Source organism: Sphingomonas mali NBRC 15500 (assembly GCF_001598415.1).
GTDB lineage: Bacteria > Pseudomonadota > Alphaproteobacteria > Sphingomonadales > Sphingomonadaceae > Sphingomonas > Sphingomonas mali.
This window is the reverse complement of the sequence record NZ_BCYX01000015.1, coordinates 25,110-44,122: the sequence shown is the minus strand read 5'-3', so window position 1 is coordinate 44,122 and position 19,013 is coordinate 25,110. Positions and strand designations below refer to the sequence as shown.

Here is a 19,013-nt window from a genome sequence, read left to right as displayed (position 1 = left end):
CTCATTGCCCCTTTTGAGCTTGCGCCTGAGCCTGCATCTGCTGCTGGAGCAACACAACCGGCGATGCTTCGCCCCGCCGCCAGATCGACCAGCGGATCACGAACCCCCACAGCGCCATCAGGATGGCAAGCACCCCGACCAGCAGGAAAACGTCGTTGAACGCCAGGATGTTGGCCTCGCGCGAGACCTGCTGGCTCAGCAATGCCGCGCCTTGCGCGCTGCGCAGCGTCGGATCGCCGACCACGCCGGCGATTGCGCCGCCGCTCGCGCGCAGCCGCGCCGCGACCAGGGGATCGGTCGCCACGATGCGCTGCACCAGCTCGTGCGAATGGAATTTCTCGCGCATGACCTGGAAGGTGCCGAGCAACGTGCTGCCCAATAACCCGCCGACGCTCTGGCTAAGGCCGAACAGCACGACGAAACTGACGAAGTTGCGCCCACCGGCGAGCAAGGTCCGTGCGATGCCGATCACCATCGCCTGCGCCAGGAACAGGAGCGAGGCGAAGCCGATCAGGGCCTGGCTGACATAGAAGCTGCTCGGCCGGGTCAGGTTGGTGGCGTCGGCATCCATGAACGCGCCGATCACGATCAGGATCACCGCGACGGTGATCGGCGGGGCGACGTCGTTCGGCCGAAACGTCAGCACCGCGGTGGCCAGCCCGGCGATCGAGGCGAGCACGATGATCCAGTTCAGGGTGACCATCTGGTCGTTGATCAGCCCCAGCACGTTGAGCAGACCGACCGATCCGAAGGCTTGTTCCGACAACAGGATACGCACCGATGCGGCGACCACCATCAGTCGCACGATCTCGCGGCTGCCCAGCCAGCGTGTGTTGATCAGCGGGTTGGCGCGATTGTGCTCGACGATCACCGCGGCGGCGATCAGCGCGATGCTCGCGGCGAGCGCCCAGCCGATCCAGGGTTGGTCGGTCCACCATTCGATCCGCCCCTCCGACAGGACGGCGATCAGCAGCCACAGGCCCGGCGCGAGCAGCCCGAAGGTCAGGAAATCGGCCGGTTCGAACACCTTCTCGCGTTCGCTCGGCGGCAAGGGTTGGCTCATCACCGCTGCCAGCGTCGCGAGCGCCAGGCCCAATTCCAGCCAATAGAGATTGTGCCAATCGCCCCATTCGAGCAAATGCGGCGACAGGATGCGCGCGAACGGCGTCGCCAGTTGCGGGATGCAGATCCCGATCATCACCCCGGCGAGCCGCTTCGCCGCGGGAAGCGACTGGAAGAAATAGAGAATGGTCAGCGTCGACAGGCCGCTCGCCGCGATACCGCTCATCGCCCGCACCGCGACTGACGTCCAGAAATCGTGGACGAACAAATGCATCAGCGTCGTCGCGGCATAGGCGACCAGCGAATAGCGGATGAACGGCTGCAGCCCGAATTGCTGGCGATACTTCACCAGCAACAGGTTCGCCGTGACATTGGTCATGAAATAGGCGCCGGTCAGCCACGCGCTTTCGTTGGTGTAGAGGTCGAGCGTGCCTTGCGCGAAGTTCAGGTTCACCGTGACCAGCGCATTGCCCAGTCCGCCGGTGATCCCGATCAGACAACCGATCAGGAAATAGAGCAGCCTGCGGCTCGTCGGGTGATCGGGATTGGCCGGCGACCCGGGCAGCGTCGGCCTTTCGTGCGGCTTGAAGACATAGTCCGTCACGCGTCTGCCCCTGGCATGCCGGTCACCCATCACCGACCGCCCAGCGTTACCAGCTTTCGCTCAATTCGCCAGTATCGCACCGCCGGCGAAGTCGCATGGCGCGCGCCTTCGTTGGCGACGCGCGCCGTCTATGCTCGCTTCGTCACGACAACGGCCACGATCACGCACGCCAGCACGGCCACGACCGTTTCCGAAACCGAATGGCTATTCCATTGCCATACTTCGATCCCGGCATAGCCTGGCATGTTGGCGCGCCGGCCGTGGCCGAACTGCTCGATCCACTGATATTCGCGCTGCGTGATTTCCCGCATGACGCACACTGCGGCGCCGGCGAAGCACCCGATCCAGATCGATGCCCGGGCGGGCGCGCCGAGCAGGTGGCCGATCCCCCAGCATATCAGCTGGATTCCTACCGCAATTGGAACATGGGCGAACATGGCGATTGAACGCTGCCAGTTATATGGCGTTCCGCCTAGAAGGCTTCCTCGAGACGCCCCTCTTTCACTACAGAATCGATCGCGAGCAGCCGTTCCAGCAACGGCTCAAGTCGATCGAGCGGCCAGCTATTGGGTCCATCGGACAGCGCCTGATCGGGATCGGGATGCGTTTCCATGAACAGCCCGGAGATGCCGGCGCCGACCGCCGCGCGGGCAAGGACGGGGACGAATTCGCGCTGGCCGCCCGAGCGGTCGCCTTGTCCACCCGGCAGCTGAACCGAATGGGTCGCATCGAACACCACGGGACATTCGGTCTCGCGCATGATGGCGAGGCTGCGCATGTCGGACACGAGGTTGTTGTATCCGAAGCTTGCACCGCGCTCGCACACCAGGAAATTGTCAGTCGGAACGCTGGCCGCTTCTGCGGCCAGCCGGGCCTTGGTGACGACGTGAGACATGTCCCCTGGCGCCAGAAACTGCCCCTTCTTGATATTGACCGGCTTGCCAGATGCAGCCACCGCCGCGATAAAATCGGTTTGCCGCGCAAGGAAGGCAGGCGTCTGTAGTACGTCCGCGACCTGAGCGACGGCCTTCACCTGGTCTTCGGAATGAACGTCGGTCAAGACGGGAAGGCCAGTCTCGTCGCGGACTTTCTCCAGGATGCGCAGCCCTTCCTCGATGCCAGGGCCGCGAAAGGAAGCGCCTGAACTGCGGTTGGCCTTGTCGAACGAGCTTTTGTAGATCAGCAGCACCCCGAGCCGCTCGGCGATGGCGCGAAGCCGCGCCGCCGTCTCCAGCGCGAAAGCCTCACTTTCGATAACGCAGGGGCCGGCGATGAAAAAAAGCCGCCGATTTGGACCAATCTCTTGCCCGCAAAGATGCATATTGCCCCTCAGATTACTTGCCATGCGATACGCCGGTCGCCTAGTGCGACGAATGCTCACATAGTGACGCCCTGCGCTTCAGAATCGCTGGAAGTCAATGTGATAGCGGACTAGAGAGCATCGACCCGTTGTCGATGTATGGCATTTGAGGAATTTTATGCAGGCCCCCGCTGCGAATCTCCTGGCCGAATCCGGTCTGCACTCTGCTCTCCGCACCACGCAAATCGAGATCGAAGCGCTGGAAGCTTTCGGAGAGGCGCTGCGGTCTCCTCCGTTGCGCGCGAGCTTCCTCGATGCAGTGGCGATGATCGCCGATCTGTCGGGCCGCTTGATCGTGACCGGCATGGGGAAAAGCGGGCTGGTCGGCCGCAAGATCGCCGCGACGATGAGCTCGACCGGCACGCCCTCGCTCTTCATGCATTCCAGCGAGGCAAGTCATGGCGACCTCGGCATGATCGGTCGCAATGACATTGTCATGGCGCTGAGCTGGTCGGGCGAAACGACCGAGCTCGGCGATGTCATCAGCTATTGCCGCCGCTTCGGCGTAAAGCTGATCGTTGCGACTGCGCATGCGGAAAGCACTGCGGGTCGAGCGGCCGACATCTGCCTGGTACTGCCTCGGGTTCGAGAGGCCTGCCCGAACGAATTGGCACCGACGTCGTCGACCACGGTGCAAGCGGTGCTCGGCGACGCCTTGGCGGTGGCGCTGATCGAGCGGCGCGGGTTCACCAGGTCGGACTTCCTGACGTTCCATCCCGGCGGCCGCCTGGGCGCGCGACTGACGACAGTCGCCCAGCTGATGGCGCGCGACGCCGACGTTCCGAAAGTGCTGGTTGGTGCCACCCTGGTCGACGCGACGATCGAGATGAGTCGCAAGCGCCATGGTTGCACCGCCGTGGTCGATGATGACGGCCGCCTTGTCGGCGCCTTCACCGACGGCGATCTTCGGCGAAGCTTTACGGCCAAGCATCTCGGCGACGATATCCGTGATCACATGACCGCGACGCCGATTTCGGTGTCTCCCGATACGCTCACGTCAGACGCCCTGCGCATCCTCAACGAGAATGCCGTTTCGGCGCTTTTCGTTTGCAAGGATGAGCGACTGGTCGGGGTGATCCACCTCCACGACATCCTTCGTGCTGGCGTTGCCTGAGGACGAGTCGCCCGCACTGATCGTTATTCCGGCTCGTTTCGCTTCCCAGCGCCTGCCCGGGAAGCCATTGATGCCGATCGCGGGCCGCACGCTATTGGAGAGAGTCGTCGCCGTCGCGCACGAAGGGGCGCGGCGGGTCGGCAATGCCGAGGTCGTCGTTGCGACCGACGATGGACGGATCCTGGATCACGCCCGGAGCCTGGGATGTGACGCAATCATCACCGACGCCGCGATCAGTTCCGGTTCGGGTCGTGCCTGGGCAGCCGCACGCGATCGCGAGATTGCGCCATCCGTGGTGGTCAACCTGCAAGGGGATGCGCCCTTTGTCCAGCCGGCGACGATCGCCGCGCTGATCGCTGCGCTGCGCGGTTCGACCGTGGGCGTGGCGACACCGGTCGTTCGCCTGTCGTGGGAGGCGCTCGATACACTGCGACGGCACAAGCAGACCTCGCCGTTCAGCGGTACGACTTGCGCCCGGCGTGCCGACCAATGCGCATTATGGTTTTCCAAAGCGGTGATCCCCGCAATTCGCGGTGAGGCACAGCTGCGGCAGGATGGCCCGCTATCGCCGGTTTTCCGGCATCTCGGCCTCTATGCCTATCGACTCGAGACGCTCGGGCGCTTCGAGGCGACGCCGCCCACGCCTTACGAGCTCCTCGAAGGACTGGAGCAATTGCGTTTCCTCGAATCGGGCGAGGATATTCTCACGGTGGAGGTCGCGGCCCTTCCTCATGCCATGTCCGGGATCGACACCCCGGCCGACGTTGCGATGGCGGAGCGCCTCATCGACGAGCACGGCGAGCCGCATCTGTCGTGGATCTGATCGTCACGATCGTCCGGCACGGCAATACTTTCGATGCCGATCAAGCGCCGCGCAGGATCGGTGCGCGTACCGACCTGCCGCTCGTCGCGAGCGGTCTGGGTCAGGTGCAGGCCCTAGGCCGCAGTTTTGCCGAGCAGGGAATGATTTTCGACCGGGCGCTGGCAGCCCCATTGCAGCGAACGCGCGCGACGATCGACGCCATTCTCGCCAGCCAGCCGCGAGCACCGGTCGTCGAATCCGCCGATTGGCTGACGGAGATCGATCATGGTCCCGACGAGGGGCGAATCGATAGCGATGTCGTAGCTAGGATCGGGCACGACGCGCTTGTCGCCTGGGATAGGGAGGCGCGGGCGCCGGACGGCTGGATCGTCGATTCCGACCGCCGGATCGCGGGTTGGCAGGGGTTGTGGAAGACTGGCCGCGGACACGTGCTGATCGTCACCAGCAACGGTGCGGCACGGTTCGCGCTACTTTCCGACGAACGGCTGCGTGGTCAGGCATCGGCGCTGCCATCGCTGAAGCTTCGCACCGGGGCCTATGGTTCGATCGCGCGCGCGCGGGGTGAACTCCGCCTGGTCGCGTGGGATCAGCGGCCATGACCCACCGCTTGCATCGGCAGGGGCATTAAGAGAAAGCCGGGCGATGAGCTGTGCCCGTTCGCTTCCGTCCACGAGACCGGGCTGCTGCCAGCTGCGCCGAAGGCGCGCGTGGGCGTGGCGCGATCGCCAGAAACGCGCGGACTGCGGCCGCCGATGAGCGCCCCCCTTCTCCGCGCGCCGCCATTCCCGGGCCTCGATGCGTCGGTCACGCGAGCAGATGCCGACGCCGTGACCGCACTGTCACCCGAGGCGATCGATCGCCTTTTCGTCGCGATTCGCGATGCCCGGGTCGGTGGATGCTTTTGGGCATCGCCGGGCGAAGGAGCCGGAGCGAGAGTGATCCTCCGTTGCCGTTCGGACGACGATGTCGAGCAGGCTCGATCGATGTTGACGGAGGTGGAGCGGGGTACCGCCATCCGACTCTCATTCGCAGAGGATGCGTGCGGCGCAAAGCGGCCGGCCCATCATAGGAACCGCCAGATCGATCCCTGGTCGGTGCTCGGCGGCGCGGCGACGTTGGTTGCGCATGGCGACGACGAATGGGTGGCGATCGCCGTGATCGCCGGTGCGCGCGTTCGCTTCTTGTCCGCCGGTCGTTTTGGCGCGCCCGGGGACGATGTCGCGCGGCTCCGCCGGATCGTTGCCGAAGACGTCGCGCGCGTGAGGTATCGCGATCCTTTCGACGGGACGGACGCGGATATCGAGGAGACGGTAACTCTGCTGGGGGACTGGCGCCGGGCACTCGACTCCAATCGGCGGATTGTCGCGGCATGCGGCTTCAGCTGGTGGAAGCGGCGCGAGATCGCACGGTTCCTGTGGACGCCTCAGCACCCGATGCGGTTCTTCCGGTCCGAGGCGCGCGCGCTTTCCTTTGCCGCGCGGCACGACGGCGGCGTCGCGATCTGGCCGTCGCGCGTGTCCGACAGCATGGCGGCGTCGGCGGCCGAGAAAAATGTCCCGCTGGTGCGCGTGGAGGATGGCTTTGTGCGTTCGGTCGGGCTCGGCAGCAACCTCGTGCCGCCCGCGTCGGTAACGGTCGATCGACGCGGCATCCATTATGACCCCACCCGGCCGAGTGATCTCGAAGACGTCATCGCCGGCGGCGACTTCTCGCCGGCGCTGCTGGTACGTGCCGCACGGCTGCGCGAGACCATCGTCGCGGCGGGAATCAGCAAATATGGCAATGGCGCGGCGCATGCCTTTCCAACTCGCCAGGCCGGGCGTCGACTGGTTTTGGTGCCCGGGCAAGTGGAGGACGACATGTCCGTACGGTTCGGCGGCGGCGGACTGTCGAGCAACCTCGACCTGTTGCGTCGCGTGCGCGTGCTCGAATCGGAGTCCGAAATCTGGTTCCGGCCGCATCCGGACGTCGATGCCGGCCACCGCAAGGGCGCGGTGCCCGACAGTGACGCGCTCGTCCACGCCGACCGCATCGTTCGTGGCGGCGGAATGGCGTCCCTTCTCGACAAGGTCGACGCGGTCCATGTGCTCACGTCGCTCACCGGGTTCGAAGCGCTGCTGCGACAGCGCGACGTGACCTGCCATGGCGTGCCCTTCTATGCCGGTTGGGGATTGACTCGCGACCTTGCCAAGGTGCCCGACCGGCGCGGGCGGCGCTTGACGCTCGACGAACTGATCGCGGCGGTCCTGATCGTCTATCCGCGCTATCTCGACCCCGTGACGGAGCTGCCATGCACGCCGGAAGTCCTGATCAGGCGGTTCGGCGACGGCGCCGCGCATAACCGGCTCGGCTGGGTCACCAAGCTTCGCCAGGCCCAGGGGCGGCTGGTGAGACGGTGGGCCTGATGGAGGGAGACGTCATTCTCGACCTGTCGCGGCTGGTGTCGCGTGCCCGGCATCACACACCTTCGGGCGTCGACCGGGTGGAGATGGCCTATGCGCGCGGGCTGCACGCGCGTTTCGGCGATCGCCTGCGGTTCGCCGCCGTCCATCCGTTCGGCCTCTACGGCCGACTCCCGAACGAGAAGGTCTTGCGCTTTCTCGACATGTTGGAAAGGCGCTGGGAAGCGGAGGAGGGCGGCGCCGAACCGCGCTCGCTGTTCGAGATTCTACCGTCGTTGCTCGGCCTGTTGCCGGAACGGCCGCGCGCATCCCCGGGGAGCGTCTATGTCCAGGCATCTCCGCATCATCTCACGCGCCCCGCGCTCGTCCGACGCATTCTCGAGCGCGAACAGGCGCGGTTCCTGTGCCTGGTCCACGATCTGATTCCCATCGAATATCCGGAATATGCGCGCCCCAATGGCGCCGATCTGCACAAGCGGCGGATCGAAACGATCGCGGCCCTGGCCGACAGCATCATCGTCAATTCTGGTGCGACGGGCGATTCGTTGCGGCCTTGGCTCGAGCGGGCGGGGCGCAATGTCGAGGTGCGCATCGCGCTGCTCGGCACACATGGCGATCCCGTGCCCGCCCCGCCGGATGCCGCACCGGGCGAGCCCTATTTTATCTGCATCGGCACGATCGAACCGCGCAAGAACCACCTGCTGCTGCTCAATCTATGGCGGGCCATGGCCGACAAGCTCCCCGGCGACGCCATTCCCCGCCTGATCATCGTCGGGCGCCGCGGTTGGGAGAACGAGCAGGTGATCGACATGCTCGAGCGCTGCACGGCGTTGCGCGGGCATGTCGAGGAACTCAACGGCTGTTCGGATCAGCGCATGCAAACGCTGCTGCGCGGTGCGCGCGCGCTGCTCCTGCCGTCGTTCGCGGAAGGCTATGGCATGCCAGTCGCCGAGGCGCTGTTGGTGGGAACCCCCGTAATCTGCAGCGATCTTACGGCGCTGCGTGAGGCGGGAGGAGAGGTTCCCGACTTCCTCGATCCGCTCGACGGTCCTAACTGGACCGCGTACATCCTCGATCATTTCCGCGGTGGGCCGCTGCACCTGGCACAAAAGCAGCGCCTGGCGCAGTGGCGGCCGCCGTCCTGGGAAGACCATATCGCAATCGTCTGCGATGCCATCGACGAATTGCGGCTATGATCGCGCCGCCGCGCGCTTTCTAACGCCGCTTGGCGGCTTCTAACGCCGCTTGGCGGCGATTTCGGTTCGGAACAGGCGATCCCAGAAGGTGGCGGTAATCGCGTAATTACCTTCCTGTCTGGCATGGTGGTGCCGGATATGGTGTCGCCGCAAATGGCGCAGCAGCGGGCTGCGCATCGGCAATTGATGGCAGGCATAATGGACGGTGTCGTACACGACATAGCCGATCCCGAAGCCCAGATAGAATACCGATCCGATCGGCCCGAGCAGCAGCCATAGCCCTGCCCAAATCATGGCTGATAGGACAACGCTCACCAGCGGCGGCATGATATTGCGATAACGATCGCCGGGCGCCGCGTGATGGTTGCCATGCGCGAGAAAAATAAACGCGCGGCCAAATGCCGACCTCGGCTTCAAATGAAAGATGAAGCGGTGCATCGCATATTCGAACAGCGTCCAGGTCAGCATGCCGAGCAGGACGAGCGCGATCGATACCGGAAGGCTTGCGACTCCCCAGCTCGCGTACACGGCAACGGCGAGGAACGCCGTCCATGTCAGCGCGAACACCGGCGGCGAAACCAGTGTGAGCTGCTCCATCAAATCGTTGCGAAACAACCTGATACGCGGCGAAGCGGACCCGTACTTCATATCGAACAGTCGTTTTTTCCCATCGACCACCCGGGCATGACCACCGCGCCGATCCCCGTCAAGTTGCAATGCAGCAAAAAGCCGCCGTTATGGTCGAAACACGGGCAGATCGCCTGGAATGCCCATCCTGAAGCCGTCATATGCCCACCATGAAGGCGCAACTACCGAATCGAATCCTGATCACCGGCGCGTCGAGCGGCTTGGGAGCGGCGCTGGCGCTTCATTATGCCGCGCCCGGCTGCACGCTGATGCTATGGGGCCGCGATCGCCAACGACTGGAAGCCGTCGCGACGAGATGCCGGAGCGCGGGGGCAGGAGTTGCGGTTCGCTCGCTTGACCTGTGCGACAGCGCGGCGGCGATCGCCGCGATCGAGCAAGAGGATGACGCGGGCGCGATCGGCTTGGCGCTGTTGGTCGCCGGCATGGGCGATACCCGAGCGCCGGGCGATCTGGTCGAGGATGCCGCGCAGGTCGCACGATTGGGTTTGGTGAACTTCGTCGCCACGAGCGCGATGGCCGCTGCGCTAGCGGGTCGCATGGCGCGACGGGGCGAAGGGAGGATCGTGCTGGTCGGGTCGGCGGCGGGGTTTCATGCGTTACCCTTTGCCGCCGCCTATGCCGGATCGAAGGCCGGGATCGCGCATTTTGCCCAGGCTCTGCGGCTGGGCGTGAAGCAATATGGCGTCCACATTACGCTCGTCTCACCCGGTTTCATCGATACTCCCAGCGGGCGAAAGGCTCCCGGCCCCCGGCCGTTCGTATTGCAACCCTCGGACGCGGCGGCGCGTATCGCAAGGGCGGCGACGCGGGGGCAGGCGCATGCGATCTTTCCCTGGCCGTTCATATTGCTGCGATGGGCCGATCGCCTGTTGCCAGGGGTGTTGAGAGACCGACTGTTGCTCGCGTTCACCCCTCCGAGTGATTGAACGCCGAATCGGGCATCGCGATATCAGGCTGCACACACCGGAGAACGAGATGGTGCAAGGCGGCGGGCGTGAGATCGATCGCCGCGGATTGGCCCTTCAGGATCCGTCCGTCGGCATCGAACCGTACGACAACATAAGGCGTGTGGCGCGCGCCGCCCGGTGCGGTCACGCCCGGAATGCTTGGCCGATGATCGCCGAAGAAGACGAGCAGCGCTGGCCGGCCGTCGGTCGATAGATATTGGATGAGGTCGCCCAACATGGCGTCGCTGCTCCGCAAGCGGTGCAAATAGGCGTCTAGCCGTCCGGCCGCGTCTCGCGCATTCTCGCTGTCCCATGGGCCGTGATTTTCCATCGTCACGGCATAGATCAGTCTCGGGGTGGCGGCCTGGTTCGCCAGATCGACGAGCGTCGCGCCCAGCGTCCGGTCATCGACGTAGCGACCGCCGCCCACGGGTACCGGCGCAATGCTCGATTCGCCGACCACCTCGTCGAAGCCGATCGCGGGCATCAAGCGATCACGGCTGTAGAAGCGCAGGTCGTGCGGATGGACGAAAGAACTCTGATACCCGGCGCCCGCCAACCGCGCCGGGAGCGCATAGGAAGCCTCTCCTTGCGCGGACAGGAAGGGATCGTAGCGCCGGAAACCGAGTGCGGTTTCGCTGCGGCCGAATAGCACGCCATATTCGGTGCGCATCGTATACGCGCCGAAGCCGCTGACATGAAGATCGCCATGCTGCCAGGCGATTGCCCTGGCGCGATCCAACCCGGGCAGGGCCGGCAACGCTTCCCCCGTGATCTCAACGGGATCGGCGAATGATTCGCATTGGACCATGACGATGAGTTGGGGCGCCGCTGGACTAGCGAGGTCGCCGATCGGGGCAAGCGTGGGGCAAGGCCGGGGGTCGGGTGTGCGCCGCCAACGCTGCCAATAGAGCAGCAACGCCGCAATCAAGCCGAACCGGGCGACGTCGCCCGTGAGGTCGGGCGACGTCGCCATCGAATCGAACCGTCCGGCGCGCAACAACCACCACACGGCGCCGCTCGTCAACAGCAATAGCCCGACTCCCATCAAATGGGGCTGCGGGCGGGCCGAGATGAGCGGCAGGAGCGCGATCACTGCTGCTGACGTGCCGATAGCCGCCATCCAGCGTTGGCGCGCCGGTATTGCGGTGAAATAGAAGCGCGGGTGGCGGAAGATGCCCGCGATCAACGCCAGATCGGAGAAGACGAGTGGCTCGCCCAGCATCTTGTACTTCGCGTTGGAGGCGACCGTGAAGAGCGCCATCGCCGCAATTGCCAGGACCGCCGCGGCCGTTGCGTTGCCGAAGCCGGCGAGCCACAGTGCGAACACGCTCGTCATGACCAGCAGGTGAAGCGATAATCCCTGCCAGCGTCGCAGGCGGGCCGAGCGCGGACGTACGGTCGCGTCGAGCAACACCGATGCCGCCAACATCGCCAGAAATGAAATCAAACCGTTCGTCACAGGATGGTCGCGCCGTCAGTCTCGATTGAGCCACGCCGTCCGGCCGCGGTTACAGAAGGTGATCTTCCATAGCGGGCAGCCCAGCGGCTGTCACGGCCCCGGTCGGTCGAGACACGACTTGGAAATGGGCGCGACGATCTATATCCGCCGGGTCGGCACGTGAGGGGTCGCTGCCGGTTTGGAAAAGAGAAAAGTACTAATGCCAGAAATGTTTACCGGTGGCCCGGAAGTGATGCCGCAGGTCGCGGCGCCCGGCGAGGCGCGCCCGCTTGCCCGACGAAATGTCCTGCTGTTGCAGGGCCTGATGGGGCCGCTGTTCCGCCGCCTCGGACAGGCGTTGCGGTGCGATGGCTATGGCGTGCACAAGGTCAACTTCAATGGCGGAGACCGGCTGTTCTGGAGATTGCCCAACGGCATCGACTATCGCGGATCGCCCGCGGAATGGCCGGCGGCGCTTACGTCGCTGATCGCGGACCGTCAGATCACCGACGTCGTTCTTTTCGGCGATTGCCGTCCGATGCATATGGTGGCGATCAGCGTCTGCCGCGATCTCCATATTCCGGTTCACGTGTTCGAGGAGGGCTATATCCGTCCCGACTGGGTCACGCTCGAACTCGGTGGCGTCAACGGGCATTCGACCTTGCCGCGCGACCCGGCCTGGTATCGCGCCCAGGCCGCCGCACTCCCTCCAGCGCCCGAGCACCATCCGGTGCCATCTTCGTTCCGCCGTCGTGCCACGGAGGGCTTGATCTATAACGCTGCCGACGTGCTGACGCGGTGGCGCTATCCTTATTGGGAGAATCATCGGCCTTGGCACCCGCTGGTCGAGGGCATGGGCTGGACGCGTCGATTGATGCGGCGCAGGGTTGCGGCTGCACGGACGCACGAGGTGCTTGCCGCGCTCGAGGCAAGCGGCGGCCCCTACGTGATCTTTCCGCTACAGCTCGATTCCGACGCCCAGATCCGTCTCCATTCGCCCTTCGCGGGGATCGCCGATGCGTTGCGGCTGGTGATCGCGTCGTTCGCCGCCAACGCGGCGCCCGAGATGCGATTGGTCGTAAAGGAGCATCCGCTCGACAATGGCGTGCGCGATTGGCGGCAAGAGACCGCGGCGCTCGCCGAGCTATATGGGCTGAACGACCGCGTCGATTATCTCGAGGGCGGCGACATCGTGGCGGTTGCGCAACGCTCCAAGGGCATGGTGACGATCAACAGCACAAGTGGCACATTGGCGCTGGCGCTCAATGTGCCGGTGATCGCGCTCGGAGAGGCGGTGTACGACATCGAGGGCATTACCTATCAGGGGCCGCTCGACGATTTCTGGCGTGATCCCGGAAAGCCCGACCCGGAGACCTTCGCCGCGTTCCGGCGCGTGCTGATCGATCGCTGCCTTGTGGCGGGTGGTTTCTTCTCCGAACAAGCCCTCGCAAAGCTGATCCCGGGAGCGATCGCACGGTTGGAGGCTGCAAGCCCGTTGAAGATTGCGGCGAGTGCAGACCATATCCGTCACGGATAAGCGAGGGTTTTTGCAACAGATCAGACGCTTCCACGGGATTCAGCGCCTTCTCGACCCCGCCTTGTACAGCCGCTGCCAAATGACCGCTGCCAAACGCAGATCTCGCCGGCGGAGCGCGCTGTAAAGAAGCTCGCGGTGTTCGCGTCGATTCAACAGGCTGGGTTCGAGCTCGCTCAGCAAAGACCTGAGCTCGCGGGACGGTACAAGGCCGACCATGTTGAGGGCGCCGTGGAAGCCGAACTCTTCCCCAGTCGGACTCATGCGCTCATATGCGAAGCGCCGAGCTATCTCTTCCGGTGCAAAGCGCAGCCCGAAGCGCTTCTCCAGCATCGGACGATGGGTGCGGCAGATCGCAACGTCTTCAGCCTCATTGGCGATTGGGATTGCCGCGCAGGCTTCGACAAGTCGACGAGATCGCAGCGAAAAGCCGCCGTTGCCGACGCGCATGCCATCCGCGAAATGAGGCCAAGGCGCACCGATATAATCATAGTCGAGGAACACCGGGTCCCACTGGTCGGGGTTGAGGACATACCCGTCCCACTGAACGCAGAGGACGTGTTGGCTCGCGACATGGACTGCGAGGTCTCTCAACATGAAGCGGGAATATTCGGATCGCGACCCGATCGGCGGGATTGGTCGCCATTCCGCCGCCGTGTTCGGCGGTGGCGGGCGATTACTCAGGAAAAGTGTTTCACCAAAGCGCAGTCGGCGTTGAGACACGTTCAGAGCGCGTGCTGTGGCAGACAATGCAACGCCGGTTACCGCCAGCAAGGTCACGTCTGGCAAGTCGCGGATCGCCGCGTCCTCCCGGGTTAGAATGCCAGCAGGCATCGTTCAGATTGCCGACGAAACAAGGGGCTGTGATGTGGATCGGCAATAGCGCCGGTGCCCCAGCGGGCGCGCAATGCGGCCAACTCCTTCTCGAACCGTGCGAGGTCCGCACCCTGATGAGTTTTACCGCGCGAGCGTGACTCATGATGAACCAGTGTCGCCTGCGCGCAATAGATAGTGTGCCAGGAACGTGCCGCGAGCTTAAGGCACAAATCGACATCGTTGAAATCGACGGCGAATGTTTCTTCGTCCATTCCGCCGACCTCGACGAACTTCGCTCTACCGACAAGGAGGCATGCGGCGGTGACCGCGGATACCGTGCGGGTCTCACCATGCCACGGCGCGAATTCGCCCGGAACGGGTTTGACGCCCTTATCCACATGTCCGGCGGCATCGCCGATGCCCAACGCCACGCCGGCGTGCTGAATCGCTCCGTCGGGATAAAGCAATCGAGCGCCTACCGCGCCAATGTCTTCGCGCACCGCCAACGCCGCCATCGGCAGCAACCAATCCGGCGCGGTAATCTCGACGTCATTGTTGAGCAGACATACCAAGTCACCTCGCGCCGATGCGACGCCGGCATTGATCAAGGCCGCGAAGTTAAATGGACCTGGCCGTGCAATCACTCGCACGTCTTCCGCTTCCAGGCGCTCGAAAAGCGCCTTTGTCCGGGGCTCGCGGCTGTCATTGTCGACCACGATGATCTCGCGCTCTCCGGGGAATCGGGTACTCACGAGACCGCCTAGACACGATTCGAGCAGTTCGGCCCGATCGCGCGTCGGAATGATCACGCTGATCGCGACCGGTGGCGCAGGGACGGCCGCTGGTTGTGCTGCTTTAGGGCGCGGCTCGCTTCGATGCGTGAGGACAAGGGGTAAATGCAGAGGAGCTGAGCCGCTCTCAGCGATCGTCAGCGAGAGTGCGGACCAGTCCGCGACGGTTTCTTGCCCTATAACATCGGCGCGCAGCACGCAGCTGCCGACAAGCCCATCATGAGTTGCGAACAGCAGGGGGTCCCAATCCGGTTTTATCCAAGGTTTGCTCCGAAGTCCCTGAATCTGCTGATCCTCGTCCCAATAGACGAGCCGCGCTGGGCAGCCGTTCAATTGGACGGCCAATACCGCCCCGAGCGCTGGTGAAACCTCATCTCCCGCGCGGATCGGAAGCAGCCAGGTCGGACGGTTCAATGAGGGCAGGGCTGACGACGAGTCGAAAACGGCCAGACCGGGACCAAAGGACGCAGCGAGGCTCGCACGCGTCGTCGCACTGTCGCCGCCAAGGATAATCGCCCCAATAAGGCCAGGCTCGACCCCTCTTGCGCCTGGCATTAGACGAGGTTCTGCTATCCTAATCCAATGAGTATAGTATTTTGGGTGCTCGGCGGCGGCGAGGCAGAGCCGATTCCAGGCGCGCACTCTTTTCCCGCGCAAGAGAGTAATCAGACCACTCAACGCCAGGGTCGGTCTTCTGGTGAGGGCAAGGCGCAATACGGTGAGCCAAGCTCGCGGCACCGTACCGGCCGGCGAAGTCGGCATGGGCTAAACGCGCTCGCCCATCACGACACGTCGGATATAGGCGGCATATTCGCTCTTGCCGAGCCGCGCCGTAGCGCGCTCCAATGCGGCCTTGTCGATAAAGCCCATGTGGAACGCGATTTCCTCTGGGCAGGCAATCTTGAAGCCCTGTCGCTTCTCGAGCGTGGACACGAATTCTGCCGCGGCGAGCAAACTGTCCGGAGTCCCGGTGTCCAACCAGGCATAGCCGCGGCCCATGATTTCGACGGATAGCGCGCCACGCTCAAGATAGACACGATTGACGTCGGTGATCTCAAACTCGCCGCGCGCCGAAGGAGCGATACTGGCGGCGATATCGACTACCTGCTCGTCGTAGAAGTACAGGCCGGTGACGGCCCAGTTCGACCGCGGTCGTGCCGGTTTCTCTTCGATCGACATCGCGCGCATCGTATTGTCGAATTCGACGACGCCGTAGCGTTCCGGATCGGCCACGTGATAAGCGAACACCGTCGCCCCTGACGGCTTCGCCATGGCGTTCTGAAACAGCTCGTCCATGGCGTGGCCGTAATAGATATTGTCGCCGAGGATCAGCGCCGACGGGCCACCGCGCACGAAGTCCGCGCCGATCGTATAAGCTTGGGCGAGGCCTTTCGGTTCCGGCTGGACGGCGTATTCGATCGCCATTCCCCATTGCGATCCATCACCCAGCAAGGTCTGGAACGCTGGCGCGTCATGCGGCGTGGTGATCACCAACACCTCGCGTATCCCCGCCAGCATCAACGTCGACAATGGGTAATAGATCATCGGCTTGTCATATACGGGCATCAGCTGTTTCGATGCCGCAAGCGTCATCGGGTACAATCTGGTGCCGCTGCCGCCGGCGAGGATGATACCCTTCATGCCGCGATCTTTTTTTCGTGCAGGAGCCGCGCGGTTACCGCGGCCACGCTGATACGCCAGTCGGGGAGGCGCACGCCATGCCGCTCGAACAATGCAGTGCAATCGAGCCGCGAATTACTTGGGCGTCGGGCCGGGGTCGGATAGTCGGCGGTAGTGATGTGCTTGACTCGCGCGCTCGGGCCACCGTTCGCCGCGGAGGCGGCGAAGACCGTTTCGGCAAGACCGGCCCAGGTCGCATCACCATCCCCGGTCGCATGAAAGATACCACGGTGCCGCGCATCGCTCCCCTCGGCCAGATGTTGAGCAACAGCGATCACCGCATCGGCGAGATCTAGCGCACTGGTCGGGTTGCCGTACTGGTCGCCGACCACGCCGACCTCGTCTCGGGACTCGGCGAGCCGCAGCATCGTCTTGACGAAATTGGCGCCGAACGGGCTATAGACCCAGGCCGTTCGAAGGATCGCGACGTCCGCGCCACTCGCCAATACTGCTTCCTCGCCAGCCAATTTCGACGCTCCGTAAACACCGGTGGGGCCGGTCGAGTCGCTTTCGACATAAGGCTCCGCCTTGTCACCGGAAAACACATAGTCGGTCGATATGTGTACCAGCGGCACGCCGATCCGTGCCGCCGCGCGTGCCACTGCACCGGCGCCGACGGCATTGATCGCGAACGCGAGATCGGGCTCGCTCTCGGCCTTATCGACGGCAGTATGCGCCGCTGCGTTGACGATGACATCGGCGCGTGCGGCCTCGAGTACCGCATGCACGGCTTCGTCGACGGGCAAGGCGAGGTCGAGCACAGGCGGCCCCACCGCGATGACGTCGTGACCCGCGAGCGGTCCGCGCTCCGTCATCGAGTTTACCAGCTGTCCGGCCCCGCCGGTCACGGCAATCCTCATGCTTTAACGTCCTCTCGCATCAATCCAAGGCGTTCACCATCGTAGCGCTCGCGTAACGGGCGCCACCACCAATCATTGTCGAGATACCAGCGGACGGTCTTCGAGATGCCGGTGTCGAAAGTCTCCTGCGCCTGCCAGCCTAGTTCGCTCTCCAGTCGGCTCGCGTCGATCGCGTAGCGCGCGTCATGCCCGGGGCGGTCGGTGACGAAGGTGATCAGGCGATCATGCGGCGCGCCGGCGGGCGCGAGCTCGTCAAGCACGGCGCAGATTCGCCGCACGACGTCGATATTGCGCCGCTCGTTGCGTCCGCCGACATTGTAGGTCTCGCCCGGCCGCCCCTTGGCGGCGATGAGGTCGAGCGCGCGCGCATGGTCTTCGACATACAGCCAGTCGCGCACATTCTCACCAGCGCCGTAGATCGGCAGTTCTCGCCCAGCCAGCGCATTGAGGATGGTGAGGGGAATCAGCTTCTCTGGGAAGTGATAGGGGCCATAATTGTTCGAACAGTTGGAAACCACCACCGGCAATCCGTAGGTGCGATACCAGGCTTTGGCGAGATGGTCGGAGGCTGCCTTCGATGCCGAATATGGCGAACTTGGATCATAAGGCGTGGTTTCGTGAAACAGGCCTTCGTCACCCAGTGAACCATATACTTCGTCGGTTGAAACGTGGAGGAAGCGAAACGCCGCTTTCGAATCGGCTTCAAGCCCCTGCCAATAGCCGCGCGCCGCCTCCAGCATATTGAACGTACCGACAATATTGGTTTGCACGAAGTCAGCAGCGCCGGTGATCGAGCGATCGACATGGCTCTCTGCCGCCAGATGCATGACCCGCTCGGGACGGAAGGTGGCAAAGGCGGACGCCATTCCATTGCGACTACAAATATCGGCGTGCAGAAACTCGTGGCGTGAATTGGCTTCGACCTCGCGCAACGAGGCTCGGTTGCCCGCATAGGTCAGGGCGTCCACGGTAAGCACGTCGTGACCGCTCGCGATCAGGTGCCGCACCACCGCCGAACCGATAAAACCGGCGCCGCCGGTGACCATTATACGCATTTGCGATCAGCCTTTGTAATCGAAATAGGCAGGAAGCTCAGCCAGCTTGGGCTGCACGCGGTCTTTGGCGGAAAGCGTTTCGGGGTCCGCTAGGCTGGGCCATTCGATGCCGATAGCGGGATCGTCCCATGCCAAGCCCTTGTCATGCTCGTGGCTGTAATAGCTGGTCACCTTATAGGTAAGCACCGTATCCGCCACCAAAGTACAGAAACCGTGGGCAAACCCCGGCGGCACCCATAATTGGCAGCCATTAGCAGCTGACAGTTCGACTGCGATCCAGCGGCCGTAACTTGGCGAGCCGGTACGGATATCGACGGCAACGTCGAGCAGCGCGCCGGCCACGCACCGGACGAGTTTTCCCTGCGCGAACGGCTCGGTCTGAAAGTGAAGACCGCGCACCGTCCCGACCTTGGCGCTCAGTGACTCATTCTCCTGGACGAAATCGACATTACCCACCGTTTCGGTGAACAAGTCGAGGCGGAAGGTCTCGGCAAAATAGCCCCGAGCATCGCCACGCCGGTGCGGTTCGATCTTGATGGGGCCGGAAAGATCAAGTTTTTCGAATTGCATGCTATCGACACATCCCGGTTTAGCGTTGTTTCGCAACACGCCAGCAACTGAGCTAATCGGCTGGGGTGATCGGCAACGTCAGAAGCAGAAGAGGCCCGGTCTAGAAAGTT

Annotated in this window: 18 protein-coding genes; 8 read left to right on the top strand and 10 right to left on the bottom strand. The window is 63.8% G+C overall.

Annotated features, from left to right (window positions below; translation table 11 throughout):
* Window position 1 precedes the first annotated feature (1 nt).
* Window positions 2–1,666, bottom strand: coding sequence for an efflux MFS transporter permease (locus tag SMA01S_RS12565; protein ID WP_245649264.1), 1,665 nt, complete (start codon window positions 1,664–1,666; stop codon window positions 2–4).
* Between the two features lie 95 nt (window positions 1,667–1,761).
* Between SMA01S_RS12565 and SMA01S_RS24850 the strand changes: the two genes are divergently transcribed.
* Window positions 1,762–2,112: a hypothetical protein gene (locus SMA01S_RS24850; protein WP_169804230.1), complete on the top strand. Its 351-nt coding sequence runs from the start codon at window positions 1,762–1,764 to the stop codon at window positions 2,110–2,112.
* A 26-nt stretch (window positions 2,113–2,138) separates the two neighbouring features.
* Here the strand turns inward: SMA01S_RS24850 and kdsA are convergent, their stop codons facing one another.
* Window positions 2,139–2,987 (bottom strand): 3-deoxy-8-phosphooctulonate synthase, encoded by an 849-nt coding sequence (gene kdsA, locus SMA01S_RS12555; protein WP_174543134.1) that lies wholly within the window; start codon window positions 2,985–2,987, stop codon window positions 2,139–2,141.
* Window positions 2,988–3,144: 157 nt separating this feature from the next.
* Between kdsA and SMA01S_RS12550 the strand changes: the two genes are divergently transcribed.
* The 5 genes from SMA01S_RS12550 to SMA01S_RS12530 all read left to right on the top strand — a co-directional run bounded on the left by SMA01S_RS12550 (window position 3,145) and on the right by SMA01S_RS12530 (window position 8,561).
* Entirely contained in the window at window positions 3,145–4,140 is a 996-nt protein-coding gene (locus SMA01S_RS12550) for a KpsF/GutQ family sugar-phosphate isomerase (protein WP_066822394.1), read from the top strand.
* The gene (locus tag SMA01S_RS12545) at window positions 4,133–4,963 is read left to right on the top strand and encodes a 3-deoxy-manno-octulosonate cytidylyltransferase (RefSeq protein WP_066822585.1); all 831 of its coding nucleotides are present in this window, start codon (window positions 4,133–4,135) and stop codon (window positions 4,961–4,963) included. The genes SMA01S_RS12550 and SMA01S_RS12545 overlap by 8 nt, the downstream gene beginning before the upstream one ends.
* A complete protein-coding gene (locus tag SMA01S_RS12540; RefSeq protein WP_066822393.1) occupies window positions 4,954–5,562 on the top strand; it encodes a histidine phosphatase family protein in 609 nt (202 codons plus the stop codon). The genes SMA01S_RS12545 and SMA01S_RS12540 overlap by 10 nt, the downstream gene beginning before the upstream one ends.
* 495 nt (window positions 5,563–6,057) lie before the next feature.
* Window positions 6,058–7,368: a capsular polysaccharide export protein, LipB/KpsS family gene (locus SMA01S_RS12535; protein WP_369405668.1), complete on the top strand. Its 1,311-nt coding sequence runs from the start codon at window positions 6,058–6,060 to the stop codon at window positions 7,366–7,368.
* A complete protein-coding gene (locus SMA01S_RS12530) occupies window positions 7,368–8,561 on the top strand; it encodes a glycosyltransferase family 4 protein (protein ID WP_066822583.1) in 1,194 nt (397 codons plus the stop codon). Before SMA01S_RS12535 ends, SMA01S_RS12530 begins: the two co-directional genes overlap by 1 nt.
* A 39-nt stretch (window positions 8,562–8,600) precedes the next feature.
* Here the strand turns inward: SMA01S_RS12530 and SMA01S_RS12525 are convergent, their stop codons facing one another.
* Entirely contained in the window at window positions 8,601–9,158 is a 558-nt protein-coding gene (locus tag SMA01S_RS12525) for a sterol desaturase family protein (protein WP_245649262.1), read from the bottom strand.
* A gap of 200 nt (window positions 9,159–9,358) precedes the next feature.
* Between SMA01S_RS12525 and SMA01S_RS12520 the strand changes: the two genes are divergently transcribed.
* A complete protein-coding gene (locus SMA01S_RS12520; RefSeq protein ID WP_066822579.1) occupies window positions 9,359–10,135 on the top strand; it encodes an SDR family NAD(P)-dependent oxidoreductase in 777 nt (258 codons plus the stop codon).
* On the opposite strand, the gene SMA01S_RS12515 is transcribed toward SMA01S_RS12520, so the two are convergent.
* Window positions 10,116–11,495: an LTA synthase family protein gene (locus tag SMA01S_RS12515; RefSeq protein WP_245649261.1), complete on the bottom strand. Its 1,380-nt coding sequence runs from the start codon at window positions 11,493–11,495 to the stop codon at window positions 10,116–10,118. The two genes, SMA01S_RS12520 and SMA01S_RS12515, sit on opposite strands and share 20 nt — an antisense overlap.
* Window positions 11,496–11,817: 322 nt before the next feature.
* Here SMA01S_RS12515 and SMA01S_RS12510 point away from each other — a divergent pair, with 322 nt between their 5' ends.
* Window positions 11,818–13,134 (top strand): capsule polysaccharide biogenesis protein, encoded by a 1,317-nt coding sequence (locus tag SMA01S_RS12510; RefSeq protein WP_245649260.1) that lies wholly within the window; start codon window positions 11,818–11,820, stop codon window positions 13,132–13,134.
* A gap of 39 nt (window positions 13,135–13,173) precedes the next feature.
* Here SMA01S_RS12510 and SMA01S_RS12505 read toward each other — a convergent pair whose 3' ends face one another.
* From SMA01S_RS12505 to rfbC, 6 genes are all read right to left on the bottom strand, one after another.
* On the bottom strand, window positions 13,174–13,965 hold the full coding sequence (locus SMA01S_RS12505) for a DUF5672 family protein (protein ID WP_157093926.1): 792 nt from the start codon (window positions 13,963–13,965) through the stop codon (window positions 13,174–13,176).
* The gene (locus SMA01S_RS24200; protein WP_169804229.1) at window positions 13,947–15,152 is read right to left on the bottom strand and encodes a glycosyltransferase family 2 protein; all 1,206 of its coding nucleotides are present in this window, start codon (window positions 15,150–15,152) and stop codon (window positions 13,947–13,949) included. The genes SMA01S_RS12505 and SMA01S_RS24200 overlap by 19 nt, the downstream gene beginning before the upstream one ends.
* Window positions 15,153–15,503: 351 nt before the next feature.
* Window positions 15,504–16,379 carry a glucose-1-phosphate thymidylyltransferase RfbA gene (gene rfbA / locus SMA01S_RS12490; RefSeq protein WP_066822382.1) on the bottom strand — a complete coding sequence of 292 codons (876 nt, stop codon included), beginning with the start codon at window positions 16,377–16,379 and terminating at the stop codon, window positions 15,504–15,506.
* Window positions 16,376–17,278: a dTDP-4-dehydrorhamnose reductase gene (gene rfbD / locus SMA01S_RS12485; protein ID WP_066822379.1), complete on the bottom strand. Its 903-nt coding sequence runs from the start codon at window positions 17,276–17,278 to the stop codon at window positions 16,376–16,378. The genes rfbA and rfbD overlap by 4 nt, the downstream gene beginning before the upstream one ends.
* Window positions 17,275–18,333 carry a dTDP-glucose 4,6-dehydratase gene (rfbB, locus tag SMA01S_RS12480; RefSeq protein ID WP_066822375.1) on the bottom strand — a complete coding sequence of 353 codons (1,059 nt, stop codon included), beginning with the start codon at window positions 18,331–18,333 and terminating at the stop codon, window positions 17,275–17,277. Before rfbB ends, rfbD begins: the two co-directional genes overlap by 4 nt.
* 6 nt (window positions 18,334–18,339) lie before the next feature.
* Window positions 18,340–18,903, bottom strand: coding sequence for a dTDP-4-dehydrorhamnose 3,5-epimerase (gene rfbC, locus SMA01S_RS12475; RefSeq protein ID WP_066822372.1), 564 nt, complete (start codon window positions 18,901–18,903; stop codon window positions 18,340–18,342).
* Between the last annotated feature and the right edge of the window lie 110 nt (window positions 18,904–19,013).